General features: G+C 68.0%; 23 protein-coding genes. 6 read left to right on the top strand and 17 right to left on the bottom strand.

Annotation, left to right across the window (positions count from 1 at the left end; genetic code table 11):
• The 3 genes from AWC18_RS17350 to AWC18_RS17340 form a co-directional block, all read right to left on the bottom strand.
• Positions 1-158, bottom strand: a 158-nt coding sequence (locus AWC18_RS17350; RefSeq protein ID WP_208858390.1) for a WXG100 family type VII secretion target, incomplete at its 3' end; no start/stop codon positions are given.
• Positions 159-238: 80 nt separating this feature from the next.
• The gene (locus AWC18_RS17345) at positions 239-1,411 is read right to left on the bottom strand and encodes a PPE family protein (RefSeq protein ID WP_085139539.1); all 1,173 of its coding nucleotides are present in this window, start codon (positions 1,409-1,411) and stop codon (positions 239-241) included.
• 14 nt (positions 1,412-1,425) lie between these two features.
• On the bottom strand, positions 1,426-1,725 hold the full coding sequence (locus AWC18_RS17340; protein WP_064996770.1) for a PE family protein: 300 nt from the start codon (positions 1,723-1,725) through the stop codon (positions 1,426-1,428).
• 489 nt (positions 1,726-2,214) lie between these two features.
• On the opposite strand from AWC18_RS17340, the gene ypfJ reads away from it, so the two are divergent.
• Positions 2,215-3,090 carry a KPN_02809 family neutral zinc metallopeptidase gene (gene ypfJ, locus AWC18_RS17335; protein WP_085139538.1) on the top strand — a complete coding sequence of 292 codons (876 nt, stop codon included), beginning with the start codon at positions 2,215-2,217 and terminating at the stop codon, positions 3,088-3,090.
• Positions 3,091-3,097: 7 nt separating this feature from the next.
• Here ypfJ and AWC18_RS17330 read toward each other — a convergent pair whose 3' ends face one another.
• Both AWC18_RS17330 and AWC18_RS17325 read right to left on the bottom strand, forming a co-directional pair.
• A complete protein-coding gene (locus AWC18_RS17330) occupies positions 3,098-3,970 on the bottom strand; it encodes a dihydrodipicolinate synthase family protein (protein ID WP_420093357.1) in 873 nt (290 codons plus the stop codon).
• A 14-nt stretch (positions 3,971-3,984) separates the two neighbouring features.
• The gene (locus AWC18_RS17325) at positions 3,985-4,770 is read right to left on the bottom strand and encodes an aldolase (protein ID WP_085139537.1); all 786 of its coding nucleotides are present in this window, start codon (positions 4,768-4,770) and stop codon (positions 3,985-3,987) included.
• 82 nt (positions 4,771-4,852) lie between these two features.
• On the opposite strand from AWC18_RS17325, the gene AWC18_RS17320 reads away from it, so the two are divergent.
• Both AWC18_RS17320 and AWC18_RS17315 read left to right on the top strand, forming a co-directional pair.
• Entirely contained in the window at positions 4,853-5,392 is a 540-nt protein-coding gene (locus AWC18_RS17320; protein WP_085139536.1) for a helix-turn-helix domain-containing protein, read from the top strand.
• A complete protein-coding gene (locus AWC18_RS17315; protein WP_085139535.1) occupies positions 5,389-5,730 on the top strand; it encodes a gamma-glutamylcyclotransferase family protein in 342 nt (113 codons plus the stop codon). Before AWC18_RS17320 ends, AWC18_RS17315 begins: the two co-directional genes overlap by 4 nt.
• A 10-nt stretch (positions 5,731-5,740) precedes the next feature.
• Here AWC18_RS17315 and AWC18_RS17310 read toward each other — a convergent pair whose 3' ends face one another.
• The 3 genes from AWC18_RS17310 to AWC18_RS17300 form a co-directional block, all read right to left on the bottom strand.
• Positions 5,741-6,295 (bottom strand): Rv2576c family protein, encoded by a 555-nt coding sequence (locus AWC18_RS17310; RefSeq protein ID WP_085139534.1) that lies wholly within the window; start codon positions 6,293-6,295, stop codon positions 5,741-5,743.
• 75 nt (positions 6,296-6,370) lie between these two features.
• Positions 6,371-7,636 (bottom strand): histidine--tRNA ligase, encoded by a 1,266-nt coding sequence (hisS, locus tag AWC18_RS17305; protein ID WP_064996777.1) that lies wholly within the window; start codon positions 7,634-7,636, stop codon positions 6,371-6,373.
• Positions 7,633-8,310: an MBL fold metallo-hydrolase gene (locus AWC18_RS17300; protein WP_085139533.1), complete on the bottom strand. Its 678-nt coding sequence runs from the start codon at positions 8,308-8,310 to the stop codon at positions 7,633-7,635. The genes hisS and AWC18_RS17300 overlap by 4 nt, the downstream gene beginning before the upstream one ends.
• A 109-nt stretch (positions 8,311-8,419) precedes the next feature.
• Between AWC18_RS17300 and AWC18_RS17295 the strand changes: the two genes are divergently transcribed.
• Positions 8,420-9,307: a peptidylprolyl isomerase gene (locus tag AWC18_RS17295; protein WP_085139532.1), complete on the top strand. Its 888-nt coding sequence runs from the start codon at positions 8,420-8,422 to the stop codon at positions 9,305-9,307.
• 187 nt (positions 9,308-9,494) lie between these two features.
• On the opposite strand, the gene AWC18_RS17290 is transcribed toward AWC18_RS17295, so the two are convergent.
• The 6 genes from AWC18_RS17290 to yajC form a co-directional block, all read right to left on the bottom strand.
• Positions 9,495-11,813, bottom strand: a complete 2,319-nt coding sequence (locus tag AWC18_RS17290) for a RelA/SpoT family protein (protein ID WP_064996791.1) — start codon at positions 11,811-11,813, stop codon at positions 9,495-9,497.
• A gap of 105 nt (positions 11,814-11,918) precedes the next feature.
• A complete protein-coding gene (locus AWC18_RS17285) occupies positions 11,919-12,461 on the bottom strand; it encodes an adenine phosphoribosyltransferase (RefSeq protein WP_064996780.1) in 543 nt (180 codons plus the stop codon).
• A complete protein-coding gene (locus AWC18_RS17280; protein ID WP_064996781.1) occupies positions 12,458-14,116 on the bottom strand; it encodes an ABC transporter substrate-binding protein in 1,659 nt (552 codons plus the stop codon). Before AWC18_RS17280 ends, AWC18_RS17285 begins: the two co-directional genes overlap by 4 nt.
• Before the next feature lie 6 nt (positions 14,117-14,122).
• Positions 14,123-15,466: a protein translocase subunit SecF gene (gene secF, locus AWC18_RS17275; RefSeq protein ID WP_064996782.1), complete on the bottom strand. Its 1,344-nt coding sequence runs from the start codon at positions 15,464-15,466 to the stop codon at positions 14,123-14,125.
• 4 nt (positions 15,467-15,470) lie between these two features.
• Positions 15,471-17,582 (bottom strand): protein translocase subunit SecD, encoded by a 2,112-nt coding sequence (gene secD / locus AWC18_RS17270; protein WP_064996783.1) that lies wholly within the window; start codon positions 17,580-17,582, stop codon positions 15,471-15,473.
• Positions 17,583-17,800: 218 nt separating this feature from the next.
• Positions 17,801-18,109, bottom strand: a complete 309-nt coding sequence (gene yajC / locus AWC18_RS17265; RefSeq protein WP_064996784.1) for a preprotein translocase subunit YajC — start codon at positions 18,107-18,109, stop codon at positions 17,801-17,803.
• A 182-nt stretch (positions 18,110-18,291) separates the two neighbouring features.
• Here yajC and AWC18_RS17260 point away from each other — a divergent pair, with 182 nt between their 5' ends.
• Positions 18,292-18,612, top strand: a complete 321-nt coding sequence (locus AWC18_RS17260; protein ID WP_064996785.1) for a hypothetical protein — start codon at positions 18,292-18,294, stop codon at positions 18,610-18,612.
• Between the two features lie 39 nt (positions 18,613-18,651).
• The gene (gene gabT / locus AWC18_RS17255; protein ID WP_109560126.1) at positions 18,652-20,001 is read left to right on the top strand and encodes a 4-aminobutyrate--2-oxoglutarate transaminase; all 1,350 of its coding nucleotides are present in this window, start codon (positions 18,652-18,654) and stop codon (positions 19,999-20,001) included.
• 6 nt (positions 20,002-20,007) lie between these two features.
• Here the strand turns inward: gabT and ruvB are convergent, their stop codons facing one another.
• From ruvB to ruvC, 3 genes are read right to left on the bottom strand one after another with little or no spacing between them, the layout of a single operon-like run.
• Positions 20,008-21,060, bottom strand: a complete 1,053-nt coding sequence (gene ruvB / locus AWC18_RS17250) for a Holliday junction branch migration DNA helicase RuvB (RefSeq protein WP_064996787.1) — start codon at positions 21,058-21,060, stop codon at positions 20,008-20,010.
• On the bottom strand, positions 21,057-21,647 hold the full coding sequence (ruvA, locus tag AWC18_RS17245) for a Holliday junction branch migration protein RuvA (RefSeq protein WP_085139530.1): 591 nt from the start codon (positions 21,645-21,647) through the stop codon (positions 21,057-21,059). The genes ruvB and ruvA overlap by 4 nt, the downstream gene beginning before the upstream one ends.
• Complete coding sequence (gene ruvC / locus AWC18_RS17240; protein ID WP_085139529.1) at positions 21,644-22,201, bottom strand: crossover junction endodeoxyribonuclease RuvC; 558 nt, start codon at positions 22,199-22,201, stop codon at positions 21,644-21,646. The genes ruvA and ruvC overlap by 4 nt, the downstream gene beginning before the upstream one ends.
• Positions 22,202-22,395: the final 194 nt, after the last annotated feature.

The following is a 22,395-nucleotide window of genomic DNA, read 5'->3' as shown; positions in this document are numbered from 1 at the left end:
GAGGTCCGCTCCGCCAGACCACCCCAGCCGGCACCGGAGATGTTGGTCGACGACGCCCACATCCGACGAGCCTCGTCCTCGACCGTCTGAGCGTGCACATCGAAACGGCCCGCCATCGCACGCATCGCGTCCGGGTCGGTCATAAAACGACTTGCCATGATTTCTCCCTCGTACTTGGAATCCGTTGTGGTAGCCGGGCGCCGACCCGGCAGGCACGTGTGTGTTCAGGCCCCTTCCGCTACCCGCCAGCCGGCGAACGGGGCATAACTCTGGGGGCCTTCGCGGCCATAGCGCCCATGCCACGTCCGGCCATCGCGCCCATCATGGCGTGACCGAACGGACCGCCCGGCAGCCCGGACGACATGGTCTGGATCGGGGCGCTGACCGTGTTCGCAGGCAAGACCGGCGCTGCACGAACCATGCCGTCGGCGGCCATCGACCAGGCCTGCGGCACCTTCAGCCCGCCCATTGAGGCAGCCTGGCCGAGCTTGGCCGAGATCGCGCTGGTGGCCGAACTGAAGTGACCGGCCAAAACGCCCACCGCGCCCTGCAACTTGTCGTTGACGAAGTCGCCGATCTGAGTCATCAAGGTGCCGGCACCGCCACCGGAAGCCTGGCCCGCCACGGTGCCCGCCGCACCGCCCATCTTGGCGAACTGCTGCAGCATCGGCAGGAACCTCACCAGCATCATCAACGGTGAACTGATCGTGTTGATGGGCGAGATCATCGAGGCGATGGTCGTGGCCCCGGCTTTCTCGCCGAGCATTGCCGCCGGCAGGCCCACCGCGTCCAGCAGTCCGCCGACGGTGGCGAAGTCGTAACCGTTGACCGGAGGGGCGCCGGTGCCGGGGACCGGACCGCCGTCGGCCGGTCCCGGCGTGGTGGCCAGCGCCGTCTGCGGCGGCGGAGACGCCTCTTGCAGCGCGTTGTTGTTGGCTTCGGCAGCGGCGGCATAAGTGTCCATCGCGACGCCGTCGGTCGCCCACATCACTTCATACTGATGCTCGGTGGCCTGGATCAACGGGGTGTTCTGGCCGAAGAAGTTGGTCGAGATCAGGGCCAGCAGCATCGCGCGGTTGGCCGCGATCACCGCAGGCGGCACTGACGCGGCCCGTGCCGCCTCGAACAGTGCGGCTGCCTGGCCGGCCAAGGCGGCGTTGGCGGCGGCGGTAGCAGAGGCCTGCTCCAGCCAGGCCACATACGGCGCGGTCGCAGCCGTTGCCGCTACCGAGCCGGGTCCGGTCCAGGTCGAGTCCAAGTTGGTGATCACCGACTGCGTTGCCGTCGCTGAGGTCAACAACTCGCTCGACAGCTGAGTCCAGGCTGCCGCGGCTTCCAGCAGTGAACCCGAACCGGGCCCGGTATAGATAAGCTCCGAGTTGATCTCGGGGGGAAAGACACTGAAACTCATCGATGTGCCCCGCCTCAGCCGGCAGCCGTGGCGTTTGCAGCCTCGGTGAGGGCGTAAGCGTTCGCGTTGCTGCCCAGGGTGGCCGCGATTTGCTGGTGCACCGCAGCCGCCTGCGCACTGACCTCCTGGAACAGGGAGCCGTGGGCCGCGAACTGGGCAGCAGTCAGCGCGGACACCAGGTCAGCGGCAGGCGCGACCACACCCGTGGTGGGGGCGGCTGCGGCGGCAATGCCCGCGGTCATCGAGTCGCCGATACCGGAAAGGCTTCCGGCGGCCGCTGTCAGAAATTCTGGCTGAGCGGTTACGAACGACATTGTTCCTCCTGGGGGTCGTGCAATCGTCTCGGGGAAGTGTTGGGTATTCGAAGTCTGCGTCAATACTTGACGTAGATCACTCTAGCGGACAGTTGTAATAACGGTCTGATAAAGCTGGGGCGCCCGAGACGCACGACAACTCGTGGGAGTCGCACCAGGCGACCCCGGGGGCACGAGTGGAAGCGTTCACCGAGCAGACGACCTCTCTTGAATCGTGGGGCAGGTAGCTGCGGCGGCCGTCGCGGGAAGCCTCCCGTAGCGGCCGGATGCAGAACGTAACACCGGCGCGAACTTGTGGTACAGCGCCGCCAAAAACATTCAGTAAAGCTTTGGGATCTGGTCAGACAACGCTGTCTTCACTTAGCTGGAGCGTGGGATTTTGTACCGTTCAACCGCATTCAAGCGGGCCTGGCAGCGAGCCCCAGTGTGCGAAGCTAAGGTGCGTCGGCCGGCCACCATCTCCACTACCGAAACCCCACGGAGCGTGCGATGACCTTCAACGAGGGTATGCAGATCGATACCAGCACCACCTCCTCGGGGGGCGGCGGCCGTGGGATTGCGATCGGCGGCGGCGTCGCCGGACTGGTGATCCTGGTGGTGGCGCTGTTGTTGGGGGCCGATCCCGGCGAGGTGCTCAGTCAGCAGCCGGTGGATCGCGGCCAGTACTCGGCGCCCGGTTTCGACCTGGCCAAATGCCGCACCGGCCACGACGCCAATAAGTACGTGCAGTGCCGGGTGGTGGCCACGGCCAACTCGGTGGACGCGGTCTGGTCGGACCTGTTGCGCGGCTACACCCGTCCGCGCGTCCAGCTGTTCAGCGGACAGACCTCCACCGCGTGCGGGGCGGCCACCAGCGCGGTCGGGCCGTTTTACTGTCCCGCGGACCAGACGGCCTACTTCGACACCGACTTCTTTGATGTGCTCGTCAACCGGTTCGGCTCCAGCAGCGGGCCACTTGCCCAGGAGTACGTGGTCGCCCACGAGTTCGGCCACCACGTGCAGAACCTGCTCGGTGTACTCGGCCGGGCCCAGACCGGCGCCCAGGGTGCCACCGGTGCCGGGGTGCGCACCGAGTTGCAGGCCGACTGCTACGCCGGGGTGTGGGCGCACTACGCGTCGGTGACCAAGCAGGAAGGCACCGGGGTGCCGTTCCTGAAGCCCCTGACCGACCAGGACATCAGCGACGCGTTGTCCGCCGCGGCGTCGGTGGGCGACGATCGCATCCAGGAAGCCGCCACCGGCCGAGTCAATCCCGAGTCCTGGACCCACGGTGCGTCAGCCCAGCGTCAACACTGGTTCACCGTCGGCTACCAGAGCGGCGACCCCGACCAGTGCGACACCTTCGCCGCCTCGGACTTGGGTTAGCCCCCGGTCACAGGGAAAGTAGCCCGCGCAGCTCTGCCCGGCCCGCTTCGTCCAGCGGCAACAGCGGACGCCGCGGCGCACCGGCCGGCACCCCGAGCATCTCCAGACCGGTCTTGACCGTGGTGGGCAGGCCGCCGGCCACGATGAATTCCAGCAGCGGCTTGAGCTCGTCGTAGATGGCCTGCGCCTTGTCCTGCTCACCGCCGGTGACCGCGGTGTAGAGATCCAGGCAGGGCTGCGGACGCAGGTTGGGCGCCGCGGTGCACCAGCCGGCGGCGCCGGCGCGTAACGCGTCGAGCACCAGGGGGTTGCTGCCGTTGAAGAACGGTAGCCGCCCACCGGTCAGCTCGGCCATCCGCAGCATCCGGCTCAGATCACCGGTGGACTCCTTGACCATCGTCACGTGCTCGATGCGCTCGAACATGGACACCAGCAGTTCGGGGTTCATATCGATACCAGAGGTCGCCGGATTGTTGTAGGCCACGATGTCGACGTCGACGGCATCGGAGACGGCCTCGTAATGCGCGGTGATCTCGCGTTCGGACAGCTTCCAGTACGACACCGGCGAGACCATCACCGCGTCGGCGCCGGCCTGCGCGGCGTAGCGGGCGCGGCGCACGGTGCGCGCGGTGGTCAGGTCCGAGATCCCCATCAGCACCGGCAGGCGCCCGGCGACCGCGGCAATCGAGGCATCAACGCAGGTCTCGAACTCAAGATCGTCGAGATAGGCCAGCTCACCGGTGCTGCCCAATGGGGCGATGGCGTGCACCCCGGCCTCGATGAGGCGGTTGATGACCGTGGTCAGGACGTCGGTGTCGATGCCGCCGTCGCGGAACGGTGTCACCGGGTAGCCGATGATGCCGGATAACTGTGCTGCCAAGTCGGACTCCTTGCTTATCGGGTGACGGCGTCGGGGTGGCGGGCCAGGGCGCGGCGCGCGTAGTAGGCGAAGTTGGCCTGGCTGCGGTTGGGCAGCAGGGTCCAATCGTGGGCTTCTCGAGCGAGTTTCTCCGGGAGTTCTTTGACGGTCCCGGCTGCCATGGCGGCCAGCTGCAACGCGGCGGCACGCTCGATCAGCACCGCCAGCGAACATGCCTCCTCCACGCTGGCGCCGGTGACGACTTGGCCGTGGTGGGCCAGCAGGATCGCCTTCTTGTCGCCGATCGCCTCGGAGATGATCTCGCCCTCCTCGTTTCCGACCGGCACCCCCGGCCACAGCGGCAGAAAGGCGCAGTCGTCATAGAGCGGTGTGGTGTCCATGTGCGAGACGATCAGCGGGGTTTCCAGCATGGACAGTGCGGCGACGTGAAATGGGTGGGTGTGCACGATGCACTGGACATCCGGGCGAGCGCGGTAGATCCAGCTGTGAAACCGATTGGCGGGGTTGGCCATCCCCTCGCCCTCGAGGACGTTGAGATCTTCGTCGACGAGCAGCAGATTGGCGTCGGTGATCTCGTCGAAGCCGAGGCCGAGCCGTTGGGTGTAGTAGGTGCCCGGCGCCTCGGCGCGCGCTGTGATCTGTCCGGCCAGACCGGAGTCATGACCGCGGTCGAACAGCGCCCGACAGGTCAGCGCCAATTTCTGGCGGGTCGACCACTCGGTGGCGCCGAAGTTCTCGGCGAAGCGGCGCTCGGCGCGTTGCATCAAATCGGATTTGGAATCGTCGAACGTGGTGCCCATGGCGGCTCCTCGGTGCCGAAGCGGATGACACGACACTATCCGATTTGACACTTTGTGTCACGCGTTATGGCACCATAGCCGCATGACAGCACTGCTGCGCGCCGTCCGCAAGCAGCGAGGACTCACCCTCGAAGGCCTCGCCGAGCGGACCGGGCTGACCAAGAGTTACCTGTCGAAGATCGAACGCAGCCGCAGCACGCCGTCCATCGCGGTCGCCATCAAGGTTGCGCAGGCCCTAGATGTTGATGTGGCGCAACTGTTCTCCGAACGCGGAGACGAAGACAAGATCGCTGTCGACCGGGCCGCCGACCGTGGCGAGGATCCGCAGCGCTACCAGGCGATGGCCGCGAAAATGCTGGGAAAGACGATGTCACCCTTCGTGGTTCGTCCCACTCCGACGGCGAGCCGCAACGGCGAAGCCCACCCAGCTCATCACGGTCAGGAGTTCCTCTTCGTGCACACCGGCACTGTCGAGCTGCAATACGGCGATGCGAGCGTGACGCTGAACACCGGCGACAGCGCCTACTTCGACGCCTCCATCAGCCATCGCCTGCGCTCGGTGGGATCCTCCCCGGCCGAAGTCGTGGTTGTCGCCGCCGACGAAGTCGGTGGTGCGCAGTGAGCACCGAGCTGTTGTTCTCCTACGGCACCCTGCAGCTACCCGAGGTGCAACGCAGCACGTTCGGACGCGAAGTCGACGGCCGGCCCGATGCGATCGTCGGTTATGACTTGGACTACGTGACGATCACCGACCCCCATGTGGTGGCCGTCAGTGGCAGTGACCGTCACCCGATCCTGCGGCCTTCGGACGCACAAGACGCCGCCGTCCCCGGCACCGTTTTCACGATCAGCGCCGCCGAACTGGCGGCCGCCGACGAGTACGAGGTCGACGCCTACCGTCGGATCTCGGTGCCGCTGCGCTCGGGAGCGCAGGCCTGGGTGTACGTGTTCGCCGGCTGAGCCGGATTCGTCACCAGGGCCGGGTGGCGCAGGACACCCCGCTGCCGCCCTGCTGCGACACCACCACTTCGCCGTCGACCGCGATCTCGCAGTGGAACTCCGGATTGATCCGCAAGCCCCCGCTCGCGGTGACCAGCGCCCACTGGCTCGGGTCGGCCAACGTGGTGGTGTAGACCACCGGCTGTCCCCCGCTGATCGGCACCCGGACCGTCTCGAGGTACTCCGAGGAATTGGCGTTGTAGGCGGCCATGCTGGGTGGATCGGTCTTGATGTAGGAGATGTTGCCGGTCAGGTCACTGGTGGCCGTGATGGTGTAGGTGACCTCGTGACCACTGGCGGAGTCCTTCTTCGGGGCCTCGGCCGAGGGCTCGGTCGCCTCTTCCGTCGGGGTGGGCGTCGGCGACGGCTCCGCATTCTCGGTGGGCGTGGCGGCCGGGCTCTCGGTGGGCGACGCCGGGGTGGTCTCGGGGTCCGCCAGTGACGTCGCATGGCTGGCGGCCATCCCGGCGGCGGCCATCAGCAACACCGTCCCGAACTTGACTGTCACATTCCGCATGATCGTCATACCGCGCCACGGTACCGGAGGACGGGCAACTGCGAGCGGCAGCAGCTGTCACTCACGCCACATCGGCCCCGGCTGTCAGGCGCCGCTCAGCCGCGTGCGCACCGCGGCGACGACCTCGTCGATCGGCACGTCGACCTGCTCTCCGGTGCGCAGATCCTTGACGCCGAGGGTGCCTGCCTCCAGGTCGCGATCCCCCGCGACCAGGGCGATGACGGCTCCGGAGCGGTCGGCGGCACGCATCGCACCCTTGAGTCCGCGGTCACCGTAAGCCAGGTCCACGCGCACACCGGCGGCCCGCAACTGCGCGGCGATAACGGCCAGGCGCAGCTTGGCCGCCTCGGAAAGGCCCACCCCGAACACATCGCACCGAGTGGTCTGACCCACGGTCTTGCCCTCGGCGGCCAGCGCGAGCAGGGTGCGGTCCACGCCGAGGCCAAAGCCGATCCCGGACAGGTCCTGCCCACCGAGCTGACGCATGAGGCCGTCGTAGCGGCCTCCGCCTCCGATCCCCGACTGCGCACCCAACCCGTCGTGCACGAATTCGAAGGTGGTCTTGGTGTAGTAGTCCAAGCCGCGCACCATGCGCGGATTGACCACGTACGGCACTCCGAGCGCATCCAGGTGCGCCAGCACGGTGTCGAAGTGCGTCCGGGCGGCGTCGGAGAGGTGGTCGAGCATGACCGGGGCGTCGGCCGTCATCTCACGGACGTGCGGACGCTTGTCGTCGAGCACCCGCAGCGGATTGAGCTGTGCGCGCTTGCGCGTCTCCTCGTCGAGGTCGAGCCCGAACAGGAACTGCTGCAGCAGTTCTCGGTAGGCAGGGCGGCAGGAGTCGTCGCCCAGCGAGGTGATCTCCAGCCGGAAGCCCTCCAGGCCCAGGGAGCGGAAGCCCGAATCGGCGACCGCGATCACCTCGGCGTCCAGCGCCGGATCGTCCACCCCGATCGCCTCGACTCCGACCTGTTGCAGCTGCCGGTAGCGGCCGGCCTGGGGCCGCTCGTAACGGAAGAACGGTCCCGAGTAGCAGAGCTTGGCCGGCAGCTGACCGCGGTCCAACCCGTGCTCGATCACCGCGCGCATCACGCCTGCGGTGCCCTCGGGCCGCAGCGTCACCGAGCGGTCGCCGCGATCGGCAAACGTGTACATCTCCTTGGAGACCACATCGGTGGACTCCCCCACCCCGCGGGCGAACAGTGCGGTGTCCTCGAAGATCGGCAACTCGATGTCGCCGTACCCGGCGCGGCGAGCGACCGCCAGCAGGCCGTCGCGTACCGCGACGAAGCCGGCGGAGGCCGGAGGGACATAGTCGGGCACCCCTTTGGGTGCGGCAAACGCGCTCACGCACTGAGCCCTTCCAGGAATGGGTTGTAGCGGCGCTCCGCGCCGATGGTGGTCTTGGGTCCGTGGCCGGGCAGCACCACGCATCCGTCGTCAAGGCACAGCAGCTTGTCGACGATCGAGGTGAGCAGATCACGGCCGCTGCCCCCGGGTAGATCGGTGCGGCCGACCGAGTTCTGAAACAGGGTGTCCCCGCTGAACACCACCTCGGTCGCGTCACCCTCGACCCGGAACACCACCGAGCCGCGGGTGTGCCCGGGGGTGTGATCGACGGTGACCGTCGTGTCGCCCAGGCCGATCTTGTCCCCGTCACGATCCAGTTCGATCAGCTGCCTGGGCTCGGAGAACATCACCCTGCTCAGCACACCGAACAGCGCCTGCCCGGGCACCGTGCCCAACGAGCGCAGCGGGTCGGTGAGCATGAACCTGTCCTCGGGGTGAATGTAGGTGGGGCAGCCGTAGGTGTCGGACACCTTCTGCGCCGACCAGATGTGGTCGATGTGGCCGTGGGTGAGCAGCACTGCCGACGGGGTCAGGCGATTCTCGTCGAGCACCTGCCGCAGCCGAGCCATCGCGCGCTGGCCGGGGTCGACGATGATCGCGTCGGCGCCCTGCCGTTGCGCCAACACATAGCAGTTGCACGCCAGCATTCCAGCGGGGAATCCGGTGACCAACACGCCGACCAGTTTCCCATTACCTGCCGGGTCAGCGGTGACGCGGGCGGGGCAGTCGCGCTCTGGCAGACTTGGGAGCCGATTCGATCAGCGAGCCAGGAGGTTACCGCCGGTGCCCACGAACTCAGAGCGGCGAGCCGCCGCCAAGCGCAATCTGGAGCAACAGTTGCAGCAGCGTGCCGAGGCAGCCCGAAAGCAGCGCCGCGTACTGATGATCCTCGGCGCGGTGGCGGCGGTGTTGCTGATCGTTGGGGTAGTGTTCGTGGTCCTGCGCGACGAGGATCCGGGCAACGTCAACGCCGGCGACTCGTCGACCTCGAGCACATCGGAGTCCGCGGACTCCACCGCGGCGCCGCAGGCCGCGGCCGGGCAGCTGCCGAAGTTCACCGCGTCGCCGCTGCTGGGTGCCGACTGCCAGTACCCGAAGGCCCGGCCGGCCAGCAAGCCCGTGGAGCCGCCGCGGTCCGGCAAAGTCCCGACCGAGCCGGCTGAGGTCAGCGTGTCGATGATGACCGACCAGGGCCCCATCGGGTTGATGCTCAACAACGGCCAATCCCCGTGCACCGTCAACAGCTTCATCAGTCTGGCGGCCAAGGACTTCTTCAAAGACACCCAGTGCCACCGGCTGACCACGTCGCCGACGCTCAGTGTGCTGCAGTGCGGGGACCCTGCCGGTGACGGCACCGGCGGCCCGGGCTATGAGTTCGACAACGAATACCCCACCGACCAGTACTCCTTGGGTGACCCCGACGCGCAGCTGCCGGTGACCTACCCGCGGGGCACGGTGGCGATGGCCAATGCCGGCCCCGGCACCAACGGCAGTCAGTTCTTCCTGGTCTACAAGGATTCGATGCTGCCGCCGCAGTACACCGTGTTCGGCAGGATTCAAGACGACGGCCTGGCCACCCTGGACAAGATCGCCGCGGCCGGCGTGCAGGGCGGTGGCGAGGACGGTCCGCCTGCCACCAAGGTGACCATCAAGTCGGTCCAGGCCGACTAAACCCCTGGCGCGTAAACCCCCTGGCGCGAGCGTGCGTGTTTGTCCGCCGACACGCCGTCCCAGCTGTGCAACTGCGCACGCTCGCGGGGGGTTCTCCCCGTCCGCTCGCGGGGGGTTCTCCCCGTCCGCTCGCGGGGGGTTCTCCCCGTCCGCTCGCGCGGGGGTTCTCCCCCGACTGGAACGGCTTCTAGGCCGCCGAGGTCACCCGGTAGACGTCGTAGACCCCCTCGACATTGCGGACCACGTTGAGCAGGTGGCCGAGATGTTTGGGGTCGCCCATCTCGAAGGTGAACCGGCTGATCGCCACCCGGTCGCGTGAGGTGGTGACCGAGGCCGACAAGATGTTGACCTTCTCGTCGGCGAGCACCTTGGTGATGTCCGACAGCAGCCGGTGGCGATCCAGCGCCTCGACCTGAATGGCGACCAGGAACACCGAGGACGGCGACGGCGCCCACTTGACCTCGATGATCCGCTCGTCCTGCTGGCGCAACGAATCGGCATTGGTGCAGTCGGTGCGGTGCACCGACACCCCACCGCCACGGGTGACGAATCCCATGATCTCGTCGCCGGGCACCGGGGTGCAGCACTTGGCCAGCTTGGTCAGCACCCCGGTGGCGCCGGGGACCGCGACGCCGACGTCGTCGGTGTGGCGTTCACGGCGCGGGAGGGTCAGCGGCGTAGACCGCTCGGCCAGGTCCTCCTCGGCCTGGTCCACCCCACCGAGCTGGGCCACCAGCCGTTGCACCACGTGGTGCGCGGAGATGTGGTTCTCGCCGACGGCGGTGTAGAGCGCCGACACATCGCTGTAGTGCAGTTCGCGGGCCACCGCCGCCATCGACTCGCCGTTGACCAGTCGTTGCAGCGGCAATCCCGCCCGGCGCACCTCGCGGGCCATCGCCTCCTTGCCCGACTCCAGGGCCTCCTCGCGACGCTCCTTGGCGAACCACTGCCGGATCTTGGCCTTGGCCCGCGGCGAGACCACGAATTGCTGCCAGTCCCGCGACGGCCCCGCGTTCTGCGCCTTCGAGGTGAATACCTCGACCACTTCCCCGTTTTCGAGCTTGCGCTCCAGCGCCACCAGGCGGCCGTTGACCCGGGCACCGATACAGCGGTGGCCGACCTCGGTGTGCACCGCGTAGGCGAAGTCCACGGGGGTGGATCCGGTGGGCAACGTGATCACGTCACCCTTGGGGGTGAACACGAAGATCTCTTTGACCGCCAGGTCATAGCGCAGCGACTCGAGGAATTCGCCCGGGTCGGCGGCCTCCCGCTGCCAGTCCAGCAGCTGACGCATCCAGGCCATGTCGTCGATCTCGGCGGCGGTGTTGAGGTGCGGAACACCGTTGCGGCCCTTGGCTTCTTTGTAACGCCAATGCGCGGCGATGCCGTATTCGGCGGTGCGGTGCATCTCCCGGGTGCGGATCTGGATCTCCAGCGGCTTGCCCTCCGGGCCGATCACCGTGGTGTGCAGCGATTGGTAGACCCCGTAGCGCGGCTGGGCGATGTAGTCCTTGAACCGACCGGCCATCGGCTGCCACAGCGAGTGCACGACACCGACGGCGGCGTAGCAGTCCCGGATCTCGTCACACAGGATCCGCAGACCCACCAGGTCGTAGATGTCGTCGAAGTCGCGGCCCCGCACGATCATCTTCTGATAGATCGACCAGTAGTGCTTCGGCCGGCCTTCGACGGTGGCGGTGATCTTCGACTTCGCGAGCGTGTTGACGATCTCGGCGCGCACCTTCGCCAGGTAGGTGTCGCGCGACGGCGCGCGGTCTGCCACCAGCCGCACGATCTCCTCGTAGCGCTTGGGATGCAGGATCGCGAACGACAGATCCTCCAGCTCCCATTTGACGGTGGCCATGCCCAGTCGATGTGCCAGCGGCGCAATAACTTCCAGCGTCTCGCGTGCCTTACGGGCCTGCTTTTCCGGCGCCAGGAATCGGATGGTGCGCATGTTGTGCAACCGGTCGGCGACCTTGATCACCAGCACCCGGGGGTCACGCGCCATCGCGATGACCATCTTGCGGATGGTCTCGGCCTCGGCCGCCGTGCCCAGCACCACCTTGTCCAGCTTGGTCACCCCGTCGACCAGGTGAGAGACCTCGTCGCCGAACTCGGCAGCCAGCGCGGCCAGCGTGTACCCGGTGTCCTCGACGGTGTCGTGCAACAGCGCCGCCACCAAGGTGATGGTGTCCATGCCCAATTCGGCCAGGATGGTGGCGACGGCCACCGGGTGGGTGATGTAGGGGTCGCCCGAATGGCGCAGCTGGCTGGCGTGACGCTGTTCGGCCACCTCATAGGCGCGTTGGAGCAGTGTCAGATTGGCTTTGGGATAGTACTGCCGGTGCACCGCCACCAGCGGCTCCAGCACCGGACTGACCGCACCGCGCTGGGCTGTTATACGCCGCGCAATCCGGGCCCGGACCCGCCGCGAGGCGCTGGTCGGGACCTTCAGCAGGTCGGTGCGCTCCGAGGGTGAGTCCTGGGCGACGCCCTCCGACACCGCGGTGTCGGCGCCGTGCCGCTCGGGGCCTGAGCCCTGCTCGGGGCCCTGCGCTAAGCCTTGTTCAGGACCCACCGTGCTCACCTCCGACCTCGAGAATATCGACTAAATCAGGTGCAGGCTGTCCAGCTGCAACGGTGCCACGGCGGCGCGGCCGCCCAGCCCCGCCAACTCCAGCACCACCACCGCCGCAACCACCTCGGCTCCCGCCCTGTCCAGCAATCGCCGCGTAGCGGCCAGGGTACCGCCGGTGGCCAGCACGTCGTCGAGGATCACCACCCGGCGGCCGGACAGATCGATGCCGTCGGCCGGAATCTCCAGCTCGGCGCTTCCGTACTCGAGCTGATAGCGCTCCGAAAGCACCGGCGGCGGCAGCTTGCCGCCCTTGCGGACTGCCAGCGCGCCCACCCCGAGCCGGTCGGCGACCGCGCCGGCCAGCAGGAACCCGCGTGCGTCGATACCGGCCACCAGATCAGCGCCCGCCGCGAAGCGCGCAAGCGCCTCGGTGACCGCGGCCAGCCCGGCGGCGTCGGCGAAGACCGGGGTCAGATCTTTGAAGGCGATTCCCGGGGTGGGAAAGTCGGCCACCTCACGGACCAGCGACGCAATGATCTGACCGACGCCCGCCGCAGGCCGGGCCTGGTTCACTGTTGCAGCTCCCAGCGGTCCATATTCCAGCCCGCGCCCCACCGGGTGGGGTTGGCGGCCACACCGTAGGTCTTCTTCGACGACAGCAGGGTGCGCTGCTGGCGGTACAGCGGCAGTGTCGGCATATCGGCCCACAGCACCGGAGCACTCTCGGCGAGCAGCCGGACTATCTCCGTCGGGTCGGCGGTGACGGCGAGCGCGGACACCACGCCGTCGATCTGATCGTTGTGATAACCGGACAGGTTGTTGCCGTTGCCGCTGAACAACTCATAGGCGTCCACCTCCGACGACCCGCTCGACCCACTGCCGCTGGCTCCGCCGGTGCTGGCGAGCAAGACGTCGATCTGCCCGTCGCGCAGCGCCAGCGGGCCGATCGCATCGGAGGCCACCTCGTTGACGGTGATTCCGGCCGGCGCACACGAGTTGGCGATCGCCCCGACCACCGCAGCCAGCCGGGTGTTGGGGCCGCGGTAGCCGATGCGCACCGTCAACGGTGCGCCGCCCAGCGCGTCGCGGGCCGCGTCGGGGTCCGCACGGGCGAACTGCTCGGCCTCGGGCACGTCCTCGGCCTGGTCGAACGCGTCGTCGATGGCGGTGTTGAGCCGAGAGTTGACCACCGGAACGCCCGCGTCGCGGGCGATCACATCACGCGGGGTGCACAGGGCCACCGCCCGGCGGGCGGGAGTCTCCGACAGTGGTCCGGAGGGAGCGAAGATGAGCTGCTGGATGCCGCCCGAGGGACTGTCGCTGCTCTGGTAGTCATCCGGGGTGATCAGCGAGCCCGCGGATCCGGTCGCGACGTCGACGACCTCGACGACGCGTTTGTTGACCCGCTCGGCGATGTCGGCGGCCTGCGGCCACACCGTGATCCGCTTGGTGACCGGCTTGGCACCCCACCACAGGTCGTTGGCCACCAAGACCACGGCGCCGCCGTCGAGCACCGCATCGATCTTGTAGGGCCCCGACGACGGAAAATTCCGCAGATCCGCGTTGCGGTCGAGCTTCCAGGTGGTGTTCCAGGCCTCCGCGATCTTGGCGAGAGCCTCGTCGGCGGGCCCCAACTTGCCCAGCACGGCGTCGGTGGTGTTCACACCGACCTTCTCGCTGATGATGTGCGACGGCATCATCGAGGTCGCCGTGAACAGTTCTTCGTAGTCGACGATGGCGCGGTCGGGGAAGAACGACACCCGGGCCTTCTTGGCGCCGGACTCGCATTCGATCTTCTCGATGTCGAGGTAGCCGGCCCGGCTTGCGGCATCGAAACCCGGGAAACGGCCGGATTGGGCCGCCCACGCCAGCACCAGGTCATCACAGGTGATGGGTGTGCCGTCGGAGTACACCGCCGCATCAGCGATCTGATAGTCCAGCACCAGCGGAGCACGACCCACCACGGAGATGCTGCCGAAGTCGTGGTCGGTGACGATCTGACCGTCCGGCCCGTGGTAGCCGAAGCCGATCAGGGTCCGGGAGAACGCCTGGGGTCCCGCCGACGCGGCGCCGGCCACGGTGGTGCTGTTGTAGGTGATCAGACCGCCGTCTACGGCGTAGTCGATCTGATCGACGGTGGCGCTGGTACAGGCCGACACCGACCAGACGCCGAGGGCGCAGGCGATTGCCACCACCCACGTCGCAGCGTGCCGCCAGCGGGCCGCCATGGCCGGCTACCGACCGGTGCCCGACTTGCCGGTCGGACCCTGGCCACGCCGGCTGGTGGGGCGGACCGGCTTTGCGCCGGGAGTCGGAGCGCTGGACGCCGTCGCCACGTCGTCGTCGGCGGCAACGGTGTCGTCGGTGTCGTCGGCGTCGTCGGCGTCGGTGGAGCCTTCGGCATCGGTGGGGCCTTCGGTCCCACCGGATGCCGGCTTGGCACCGACCGTGGCGTTGCGCCGCCGCATCACCCGACGGGTGTGGTTCTGCACCAATTCGGTGCGTTCCCGCAGGCTGACCAGCAGCGGCGTGGCCAGGTAGATCGACGAGTAGGTGCCGACGACGACACCGACCAACTGCACCAGGGCAAGGTCCTGCAGCGTTCCCACGCCCAGCAGCCATACGGCGACCACCATCAGCGAGATGATCGGCAACGCCGAGATCAGGCTGGTGTTGATCGAGCGCATGAAGGTCTGGTTGATGGCCAGGTTGGCCTGTTCGGCGTAGGTGTAGCGGGTTTTGTGTTCGAAGCCGCTGGTGTTCTCCTCGACCTTGTCGAACACGATGACGGTGTCGTAGATGGAGAACCCGAGAATGGTCAACAGGCCGATGACGGTGGCCGGTGTGACCTCGAATCCGACCAGGGAATACACCCCGGCGGTCACGAGAATGTCGAAGACCATCGAGATCATCGCCGAGATGGTCATGTACCACTCGTAGCGCACCGTGATGTACAGCGACGCCAGCAGCAGGAACACCACCAGGGCTATCACGGCCTTCTTGGTGATCTGGCCGCCCCAGGTCTCCGACACCGCAGAGTCGCTGATCGCCTGTTTGCTCGCCTCACCGTTCGGCCCGACAGGCTGGAACGCCTCGAACAGGTCGTCGCGCAGCTTCTCGGTCTGCTCGTTGGTGAGCGTCTCGGCGCGAATCTGCACCGTCGCCGAGTTGCCGTTGCCTACCACGACGACCGACTCGGGACTGTTTCCGACGCTCTTGCGGAACACCTCTTCGACCTGGGTGACGCTGGTGTCCCCCCGGGGGAACGACACCTTGGTGCCGCCGGCGAAGTCGATACCGAAGGTGAAGCCGCGGACCAGGATGCTGACGATCGCGATGGCGACCATCACGCCACTGATGGCGTACCACATGCGCCGCTTGCCGATGACCTCGAACGCGCCGGTACCGGTGTAGAGCCGCGACAGGAAACTGTGCTTCGGCGCTGGGGTGGCGGGTGACTTCTTGCGGGCAGTCTTGCCCGCAGCAGCCCCGCTCTTGGTCACCTTGGCGGCCGCGGCGTCGTTCTTCGCGGACTTCGTCGCGCGCTTCGTGCCGCTACTGGTGCTCGGTTTGGCCATCTGGCTATCCCTGTTCCGTCGACTTGGCGGTTGCCCGCGTGCGCGCTTTGGCTCCTGACTTGCCGCCCGTTGAGCCTCCCGACTTGGCGACCGCCCGGCGCTCCCGCGCGACCTGCTGAACCGCGCCGAGACCGTTGTAAGACGGCTTGGCCAGCGTCGGCGACTTAGACGCCAGGTAGACCAGCGGCCAGGTCACCAGGAACACCACCACCAGGTCGAGAATCGTGGTCAGCCCCAGGGTGAACGCAAAGCCCTTCACCTGGCCGACCGCCAGGAAGTAGAGCACCGCCGCGGCAAGGAACGTGACCGCGTTACCGGAGACGATCGTCTTACGGGCCCGCGTCCACCCGCGGGGCACCGCCGAGCGGAACGACCGGCCTTCGCGGATCTCGTCCTTGATGCGTTCGAAGAACACCACGAACGAGTCTGCGGTGGTGCCGATACCGATGATCAGACCGGCGATGCCGGCCAGGTCGAGGGTGTAGTTGATGTATCGGCCCAGCAGCACCAGGATCGCGTACACCATGGCCCCGGCCAGCACCAATGACAGTGCGGTCAGCACGCCGAGTACGCGGTAGTAGAGCAGCGAGTAGATCAGCACCAGCGCCAGACCGATCGCACCGGCGATCAGACCCGCCCGCAGCGAAGTCATTCCCAGTGTGGCCGAGACGGTTTCGGCTTCGGAGGCCTCAAACGACAGCGGCAGCGATCCGTACTTCAGGACGTTGGCCAGCTGGCGCGCGGCGTCCGGGGTGAATCCCGGTGAGCCACCGGTGATCTGGGTGCGGCCACCGGGAATGGCTTCCTGGATCTGCGGGGCACTGACCACCTGCGAATCCAGCGTGAACGCGGTCTGCGTGCCGATGTGGGCGGCCGTGTAGTCGGCCCAGACATCGGCCGCGCCGCTCTTGAACTGAAGCTGAACCACGTTGGCGCCGCTTCGCTGGTCCATGCCCGAGCTGGCGTCGGCGATCTGGTCTCCGCTGATGATCGACGGCGCCAACAGGTACGCCGTCTGCTGGTCCTGCGAGCAGGTGACCAACGGCAGCTCCGGGTCGTCGTTGCCGGCAAGGATGTCTTCCTTGTCGCACCGTCCGGCCTGGATCTGCAGCGCCAGCGCCTGCACCACTTTGTTGTCGCTCTGCCGCAACCGCTTCTCTGCGGCGATACGGGCCGCCAGTCCCTGGCCCTGCTCACCCTCACCCTCACCGCCCAGCCCGGGAAGACCCGGCAGTCCGGGCAGACCGGGCAGTCCCGGCAGTGCGGGCAGCTGCGCACCGGGGGAAGCCGGCAACTCAGCAGACGATCCCGGGGCGGTGGGGGCCGGAACGGTGGGGGTGCCCGGCGACGGGGTCGGTTCCTGCGGGAAAGGCCTCGGCTGAGCCGGTGGAGTCTGCGGCTGCTGCGGAAGCGCGGCACCGTTCCCCCCGAACAAGCCCTGCCCGCCCGCGCCGAAGCCGGGAGGCAGGTCGGCAGCACCGCCACCGGCACCCGGCGGCAGACCGGGAGCACCGCCACCGCCACCCGGAGGCAGACCCGGAATACCGCCACCGGCACTCGGGGGCAGACCCGGAATACCGCCACCGGCACCCGGAGGCAGACCGGGAATACCGCCACCGCCCAGACCCGGCGGCAGACCGGGAACGCCACCACCTGCGCCCTGCGGAAGGCCCGGGATGCCGGGCACGCCGCCGCCGCCCAGGCCGGCCATCCGGCCAGCTGCTTGAGCTTCCTCCACGGAGACTCCGTTGATCACCGGGCGGATGTAGAGCCGGGCGGTCTGGCCGAGGGTGCGTGCCTCGTTGCCGTCGCTGCCCGGCACCGTGATGACCAGGTTGTTACCGTCGATGATGACCTCGGACCCCGACACTCCGAGTCCGTTGACCCGGGCGCTGATGATCTGTTGCGCCTGGTTGAGCGCGTCGCGGGTCGGCGCGGAGCCGTCCGGGGTGCGCGCGGTGAGCGTCACACGAGTGCCGCCCTGCAGATCGATACCGAGCTTGGGTTCGGCGAGCTTGTTTCCGGTCAGGAACACCAGCAGGTAGACGCCGATGAGCAATGCCAGGAACACCGCCAGGTTGCGGGCAGGGTGCACCGGCGCCGAAGGCGATGCCACGTTGTTGAGTCTCCTTCGCTCATTGCGCAATGCGCTCTCGTGATCGTCGGGGCCGGCCCGTGCGCGGTCCGCCCGCGGCGATCAGTACCACTGCACCCGCAAAAGGGTACGTGCCCGGCTGGCCGGGCGGGCCGTTGGGCGGGCCTTCCGCGCGTCGGGCACGTCAGCCGGGCGACCGGACGGCGCCGACCTGGCCCGCCCGCGTGGCGGCGAGGGAGTTACGCGCCCTCGACGGCCTCTTCGACAGCGGTCTCAGCCGTCAGCTCCTCGGGCTCGATCTTGTCGCGCACGGCCAGCTTCATCCAGGTGGTCACCACACCCGGCGCGATCTCCAGATCGACGTAGTCGTCGGTGATGCGGGTGATGATGCCCTGCAGCCCCGATGTGGTGTGCACCCGGTCGCCCACCTGCAGCGATTCGTGCAGGTCGATGGTGGCCTGCATCGCCCGCTTCTGCCGCCGCGAGGCGAAGAACATAAAGGCGCCCATGACGAGGAGCAACGGCAGGAAGGCAACCATGTTTTCCATGACGACAACCGATCTTTCGACTTGTTCGAATGATTCTTCGGCACCGGACCACCGCAGACGTGGCGGGCCACTGTGATGACAACAGTGTGCCACTGTGTCCGGGGAGCGCGCCTCGGTACCGTCGCCCACCCCCTAGGCTGTCGGTGGCGGGGGGTCGAAATTCTCGAGGGAAGGTTTGGCCGATGAGGAACTTCGCGTGTGGTCTGGCGAGCGTCGTTGCCCTGGCGGCGGCTCCCCTGGCGGTGGGAGTGATCGCCATGCCGGCCGTCGGTTCGGCCGCGCCGTTGGCCTGCCCGGGCGGTCAGTACTGGGAGCCCAGCACCAACACCTGCATGCCGCTGGGCCAAGGCCCGACTCCGCTGGGCTGCCCGGGCGGACAGTACTGGGAGCCCAGCACCAACACCTGCATGCCGCTGGGCCAAGGCCCGACTCCCCTGGACTGCCCGCCCGGCGAATACTGGCAGCCCTTCGGCAACGCGTGCCGGCCACTGGGCCAGATCTGACCCGCGGAAAGCACCGCTGAGGAGGCCCGCCTGATGTCCGTGCCGCCGCTCCCGCAGAGCCGTCACCTGGCTACCGAGATCCCCGGGCCCGTCTCGATACAGCTGGCCCGCCGCCGCGCGACAGCCGTGGCGCGCGGGGTGGGCAGCACGCTGCCGGTATATGCGTCGCGGGCCGGCGGCGGCATCGTGGAAGACGTCGACGGCAACCGGCTGATCGATCTCGGTTCGGGGATCGCGGTGACCACGGTGGGCAACGCCGCACCCCGGGTGGTGGACGCGGTGCGCCAGCAGGTCGCCGAGTTCACCCACACCTGTTTCATGGTGACGCCCTATGAGGGATATGTGGCGGTCGCCGAGGCACTCAACCGCATCACCCCAGGCGAGTTCGAGAAGCGTTCGGTGCTGCTCAACTCCGGGGCCGAGGCCCTGGAGAATGCGGTCAAGATCGCCCGGTCTTATACCCGCAAGACCGCGGTGGCGGCATTCGACCACGCCTACCACGGCCGCACCAACCTGACGATGGCGCTCACCGCCAAGTCGATGCCCTACAAGAGTGGATTCGGGCCCTTCGCCCCCGACATCTATCGCGCGCCCGGGTCCTATCCCTACCGTGACGGCTTGCTGGACAAAGAGCTGGGCAGCGACGGGGAACGAGCCGCCGACCGGGCCATCGCCGTGCTGGAGAACCAGATCGGCGCCAACAATCTGGCCGCGCTGGTCATCGAGCCGATCCAGGGTGAGGGCGGGTTCATCGTCCCGGCGCCGGGTTTCCTGCCGGCACTGTTGGCCTGGTGCCGCGACAACGACGTGGTGTTCATCGCCGACGAGGTGCAGACGGGCTTCGCCCGCACCGGGGCCATGTTCGCCTGTGACCATGAAGGTCCGGGCGGGACGGCACCGGATCTGATCTGCACCGCCAAAGGCATCGGCGGTGGTCTGCCGTTGGCGGCCGTCACCGGCCGCGCCGACATCATGGACGCCCCGCAGGTCAGCGGCCTGGGCGGCACGTTCGGGGGGAATCCGGTGGCCTGCGCGGCAGCGCTGGGCGCGATCGCCGCGATCGAGGAGGACGATCTGGTGGGCCGGGCCCGGCAGATCGAGCAGCTGATCTTCGACCGGCTGGGCCGGTTGCAGGCCGACGATGATCGGATCGGTGATATCCGTGGTCGCGGCGCGATGATCGCTGTGGAGCTGGTGCGGCCCGACACGAGCGCACCGGACCCGGCCCTGACCGCGGCACTGGCTGCGGCGTGTCACCGGGCGGGGGTGATCGTGTTGACCTGTGGAACTTTCGGCAATGTGGTGCGGCTGTTACCGCCGCTGACGATCAGCGACACACTCCTCGCGGAGGGTTTGGACGTGCTGGCCGGCGAGCTGGCCAAGCTCTAGCCCGACCTATTCGAACAACCCCTGTTGCCCCAGGCCCCCCGCGCCCGCCGGGGGCACCATACCCAGGTGCGTCCACGCCGCCGGAGTCGCGACGCGGCCCCGCGGGGTGCGAGCGACCATCCCGGCGCGCACCAGGAACGGCTCGCAGACTTCTTCGACGGTGGCAGCTTCCTCCCCCACCGCAACCGCCAGGGTGGAGACCCCGACCGGCCCGCCGCCGAAACTTCGAGTCAGTGCCGAAAGCACCGCACGGTCCAGCCGGTCCAGGCCAAGTTCGTCGACGTCGTAGACCGCCAGCGCGGCTTTGGCGACGTCGCGGGTGATCACCCCGTCGGCACGCACCTCGGCGTAGTCCCGCACCCGGCGTAGCAGCCGGTTGGCGATCCGCGGTGTGCCGCGGGAACGCCGTGCGACCTCCGCCGCGGCCTCGGCTCCCAGTTCGATCCCGAGGATCTTCGCCGAGCGTGCCAGCACCCGCTGCAGTTCGGCCGGTTCATAAAAGTCCATGTGGGCGGTGAACCCGAACCGGTCGCGCAGCGGGCCGGTCAGCGCACCCGATCGGGTGGTCGCACCGACCAGGGTGAACGGTGCCACTTCCAGGGGAATGGACGTGGCGCCGGGCCCTTTGCCGACGACGACGTCCACGCGGAAGTCCTCCATCGCCAGGTACAGCATCTCTTCGGCCGGCCGGGCGATGCGGTGGATCTCATCGATGAAGAGCACGTCGTGCTCAACCAGGTTCGACAGCATCGCGGCCAGATCCCCGGCGCGCTCCAGCGCCGGCCCCGAGGTCACCCGCAACGAGCTGCCCAATTCGCTGGCGATGATCATCGCCAGCGAGGTCTTGCCCAGCCCCGGCGGGCCGGACAACAAGATGTGATCGGGTGTGCCACCGCGGTTCTTGGCACCCTCGATGACCAGCTGCAGTTGTTCACGCACCCGGGGCTGGCCGATGAATTCGGCCAGACTGCGCGGACGCAGCCCGGCATCGATGTCCCCCTCGCCGACGGTCAGCGCCGGGGAGACCTCCCGCTCCTCGGGATCACCGGATTGGCTCACTTGGTCTTCCCCAGCCGGCTCAGCGCGGTCCGCAGCGCCTCGGACGTGGTCGCGTCGGGAGCGTCGGCCAGCACCTTGTCGGTGGTCTCTTCGGCCTGCTTGGCGGCAAAGCCGAGGCCGATCAGGGCTTCGATCACCGGAGCGCGCACCGCGTGACCGCTGAACACCGCACCGTCGGGCGCCGCCACCGCACCGATCTTGTCGCGCAGCTCCAGCACCAGCCGTTCCGCACTGCGTTTGCCGATCCCGGGCACCCGGGTCAGTGCGGTGACGTCGCCGTCGGCGAGCGCCCTGCGCAGGGCGGCCGCGTCATAGACCGCCAACGTCGCCAGGGCGATCTTGGGTCCGATACCTGATACTCCGATCAGCGTGAGGAACAGATCGCGTGCCTCGCCGTCCGGAAATCCGTAGAGGGTCATCGAATCTTCGCGCACGATCATCGCGGTGATCAGACGGGCTTCGCTGCCGCGGCGCAGTGTCGACAGGGTCGACGGTGTGGCCATCAGCTTGTATCCGACCCCGGCCGCCTCGACCACGGCATGGTCCAGGGCGATGTCGATGACCTCGCCACGCACCGACGCGATCATGCCCGGGCCGCCTTGAGCTTGGCGGTGTACTTGCGCCGCTGCTCGGCGGCCAGGGCCTCGGCGGCGGCCATCCGGGCGATCATCGGCGCCCGCCAGCAGTGACAGATCGCCAATGCCAGCGCGTCCGCGGCATCGGCGGGGGTCGGCTTTTGCTGCAGGCCCAGGATTCGGGTGATCATCGCCGTCACCTGCGCCTTGTCGGCCGAACCGTTGCCGGTCACCGCGGCTTTGACCTCACTGGGAGTGTGAAAGTGCACAGCGATGCCACGCCGGGCGGCTTGCAGTGCGATCACCCCGCCGGCCTGCGCGGTGCCCATCACCGTGGAGACGTTCTGCTGGGAGAACACCCGCTCGATCGCGATGACGTCAGGCCGGTGGGTGTCGAGCCAGTGCTCGGCGGTGTCACTGATGGTGAGCAGCCGCTCTGGCAGCGGCTGATCCGCCGGGGTGCGCACCACATCGACATCCAAAGCGGTGACCTGACGCCCGTGCCCGCCTTCGACCACTGACAGCCCGCACCGGGTCAGCCCGGGGTCGACGCCCATCACCCGCATCCGATTCCTCTCCAGCGCCCGAACAACTGTTCGACAGTCTAGAGGGGTTGAGTGACGCCGATGGGGCGCGACACGCTGCGTCCGGGCCCTGACCTCGCCGGGACCGGTATGCCGGCGGGGGTGTTTATTCGGCTTCGAGGGCGGCCAGGACCTCGTCGGACAGATCGACATTGGTCCACACGTTCTGCACGTCG

The sequence above is a fragment of the Mycolicibacter nonchromogenicus genome (assembly GCF_002101775.1).
GTDB classification, from domain to species: Bacteria; Actinomycetota; Actinomycetes; order Mycobacteriales; family Mycobacteriaceae; genus Mycobacterium; species Mycobacterium nonchromogenicum.
Note: the sequence above shows the minus strand (reverse complement) of the source record. Positions and strands in the feature narration are given on the sequence as shown.

What these genes read in the sequence shown, in the direction of transcription:
- AWC18_RS17345 (WP_085139539.1), bottom strand. Translation starts at nt 1,411, where the DNA reads ATGAGTTTCAGTGTCTTTCCCCCCGAGATCAACTCGGAGCTTATCTAT.
- AWC18_RS17340 (WP_064996770.1), bottom strand. Translation starts at nt 1,725, where the DNA reads ATGTCGTTCGTAACCGCTCAGCCAGAATTTCTGACAGCGGCCGCCGGA.
- ypfJ (WP_085139538.1), top strand. Translation starts at nt 2,215, where the DNA reads ATGACCTTCAACGAGGGTATGCAGATCGATACCAGCACCACCTCCTCG.
- AWC18_RS17325 (WP_085139537.1), bottom strand. Translation starts at nt 4,770, where the DNA reads ATGGGCACCACGTTCGACGATTCCAAATCCGATTTGATGCAACGCGCC.
- AWC18_RS17320 (WP_085139536.1), top strand. Translation starts at nt 4,853, where the DNA reads ATGACAGCACTGCTGCGCGCCGTCCGCAAGCAGCGAGGACTCACCCTC.
- AWC18_RS17310 (WP_085139534.1), bottom strand. Translation starts at nt 6,295, where the DNA reads ATGACGATCATGCGGAATGTGACAGTCAAGTTCGGGACGGTGTTGCTG.
- AWC18_RS17280 (WP_064996781.1), bottom strand. Translation starts at nt 14,116, where the DNA reads ATGGCGGCCCGCTGGCGGCACGCTGCGACGTGGGTGGTGGCAATCGCC.
- secF (WP_064996782.1), bottom strand. Translation starts at nt 15,466, where the DNA reads ATGGCCAAACCGAGCACCAGTAGCGGCACGAAGCGCGCGACGAAGTCC.
- yajC (WP_064996784.1), bottom strand. Translation starts at nt 18,109, where the DNA reads ATGGAAAACATGGTTGCCTTCCTGCCGTTGCTCCTCGTCATGGGCGCC.
- AWC18_RS17260 (WP_064996785.1), top strand. Translation starts at nt 18,292, where the DNA reads ATGAGGAACTTCGCGTGTGGTCTGGCGAGCGTCGTTGCCCTGGCGGCG.
- ruvA (WP_085139530.1), bottom strand. Translation starts at nt 21,647, where the DNA reads ATGATCGCGTCGGTGCGTGGCGAGGTCATCGACATCGCCCTGGACCAT.
- ruvC (WP_085139529.1), bottom strand. Translation starts at nt 22,201, where the DNA reads ATGCGGGTGATGGGCGTCGACCCCGGGCTGACCCGGTGCGGGCTGTCA.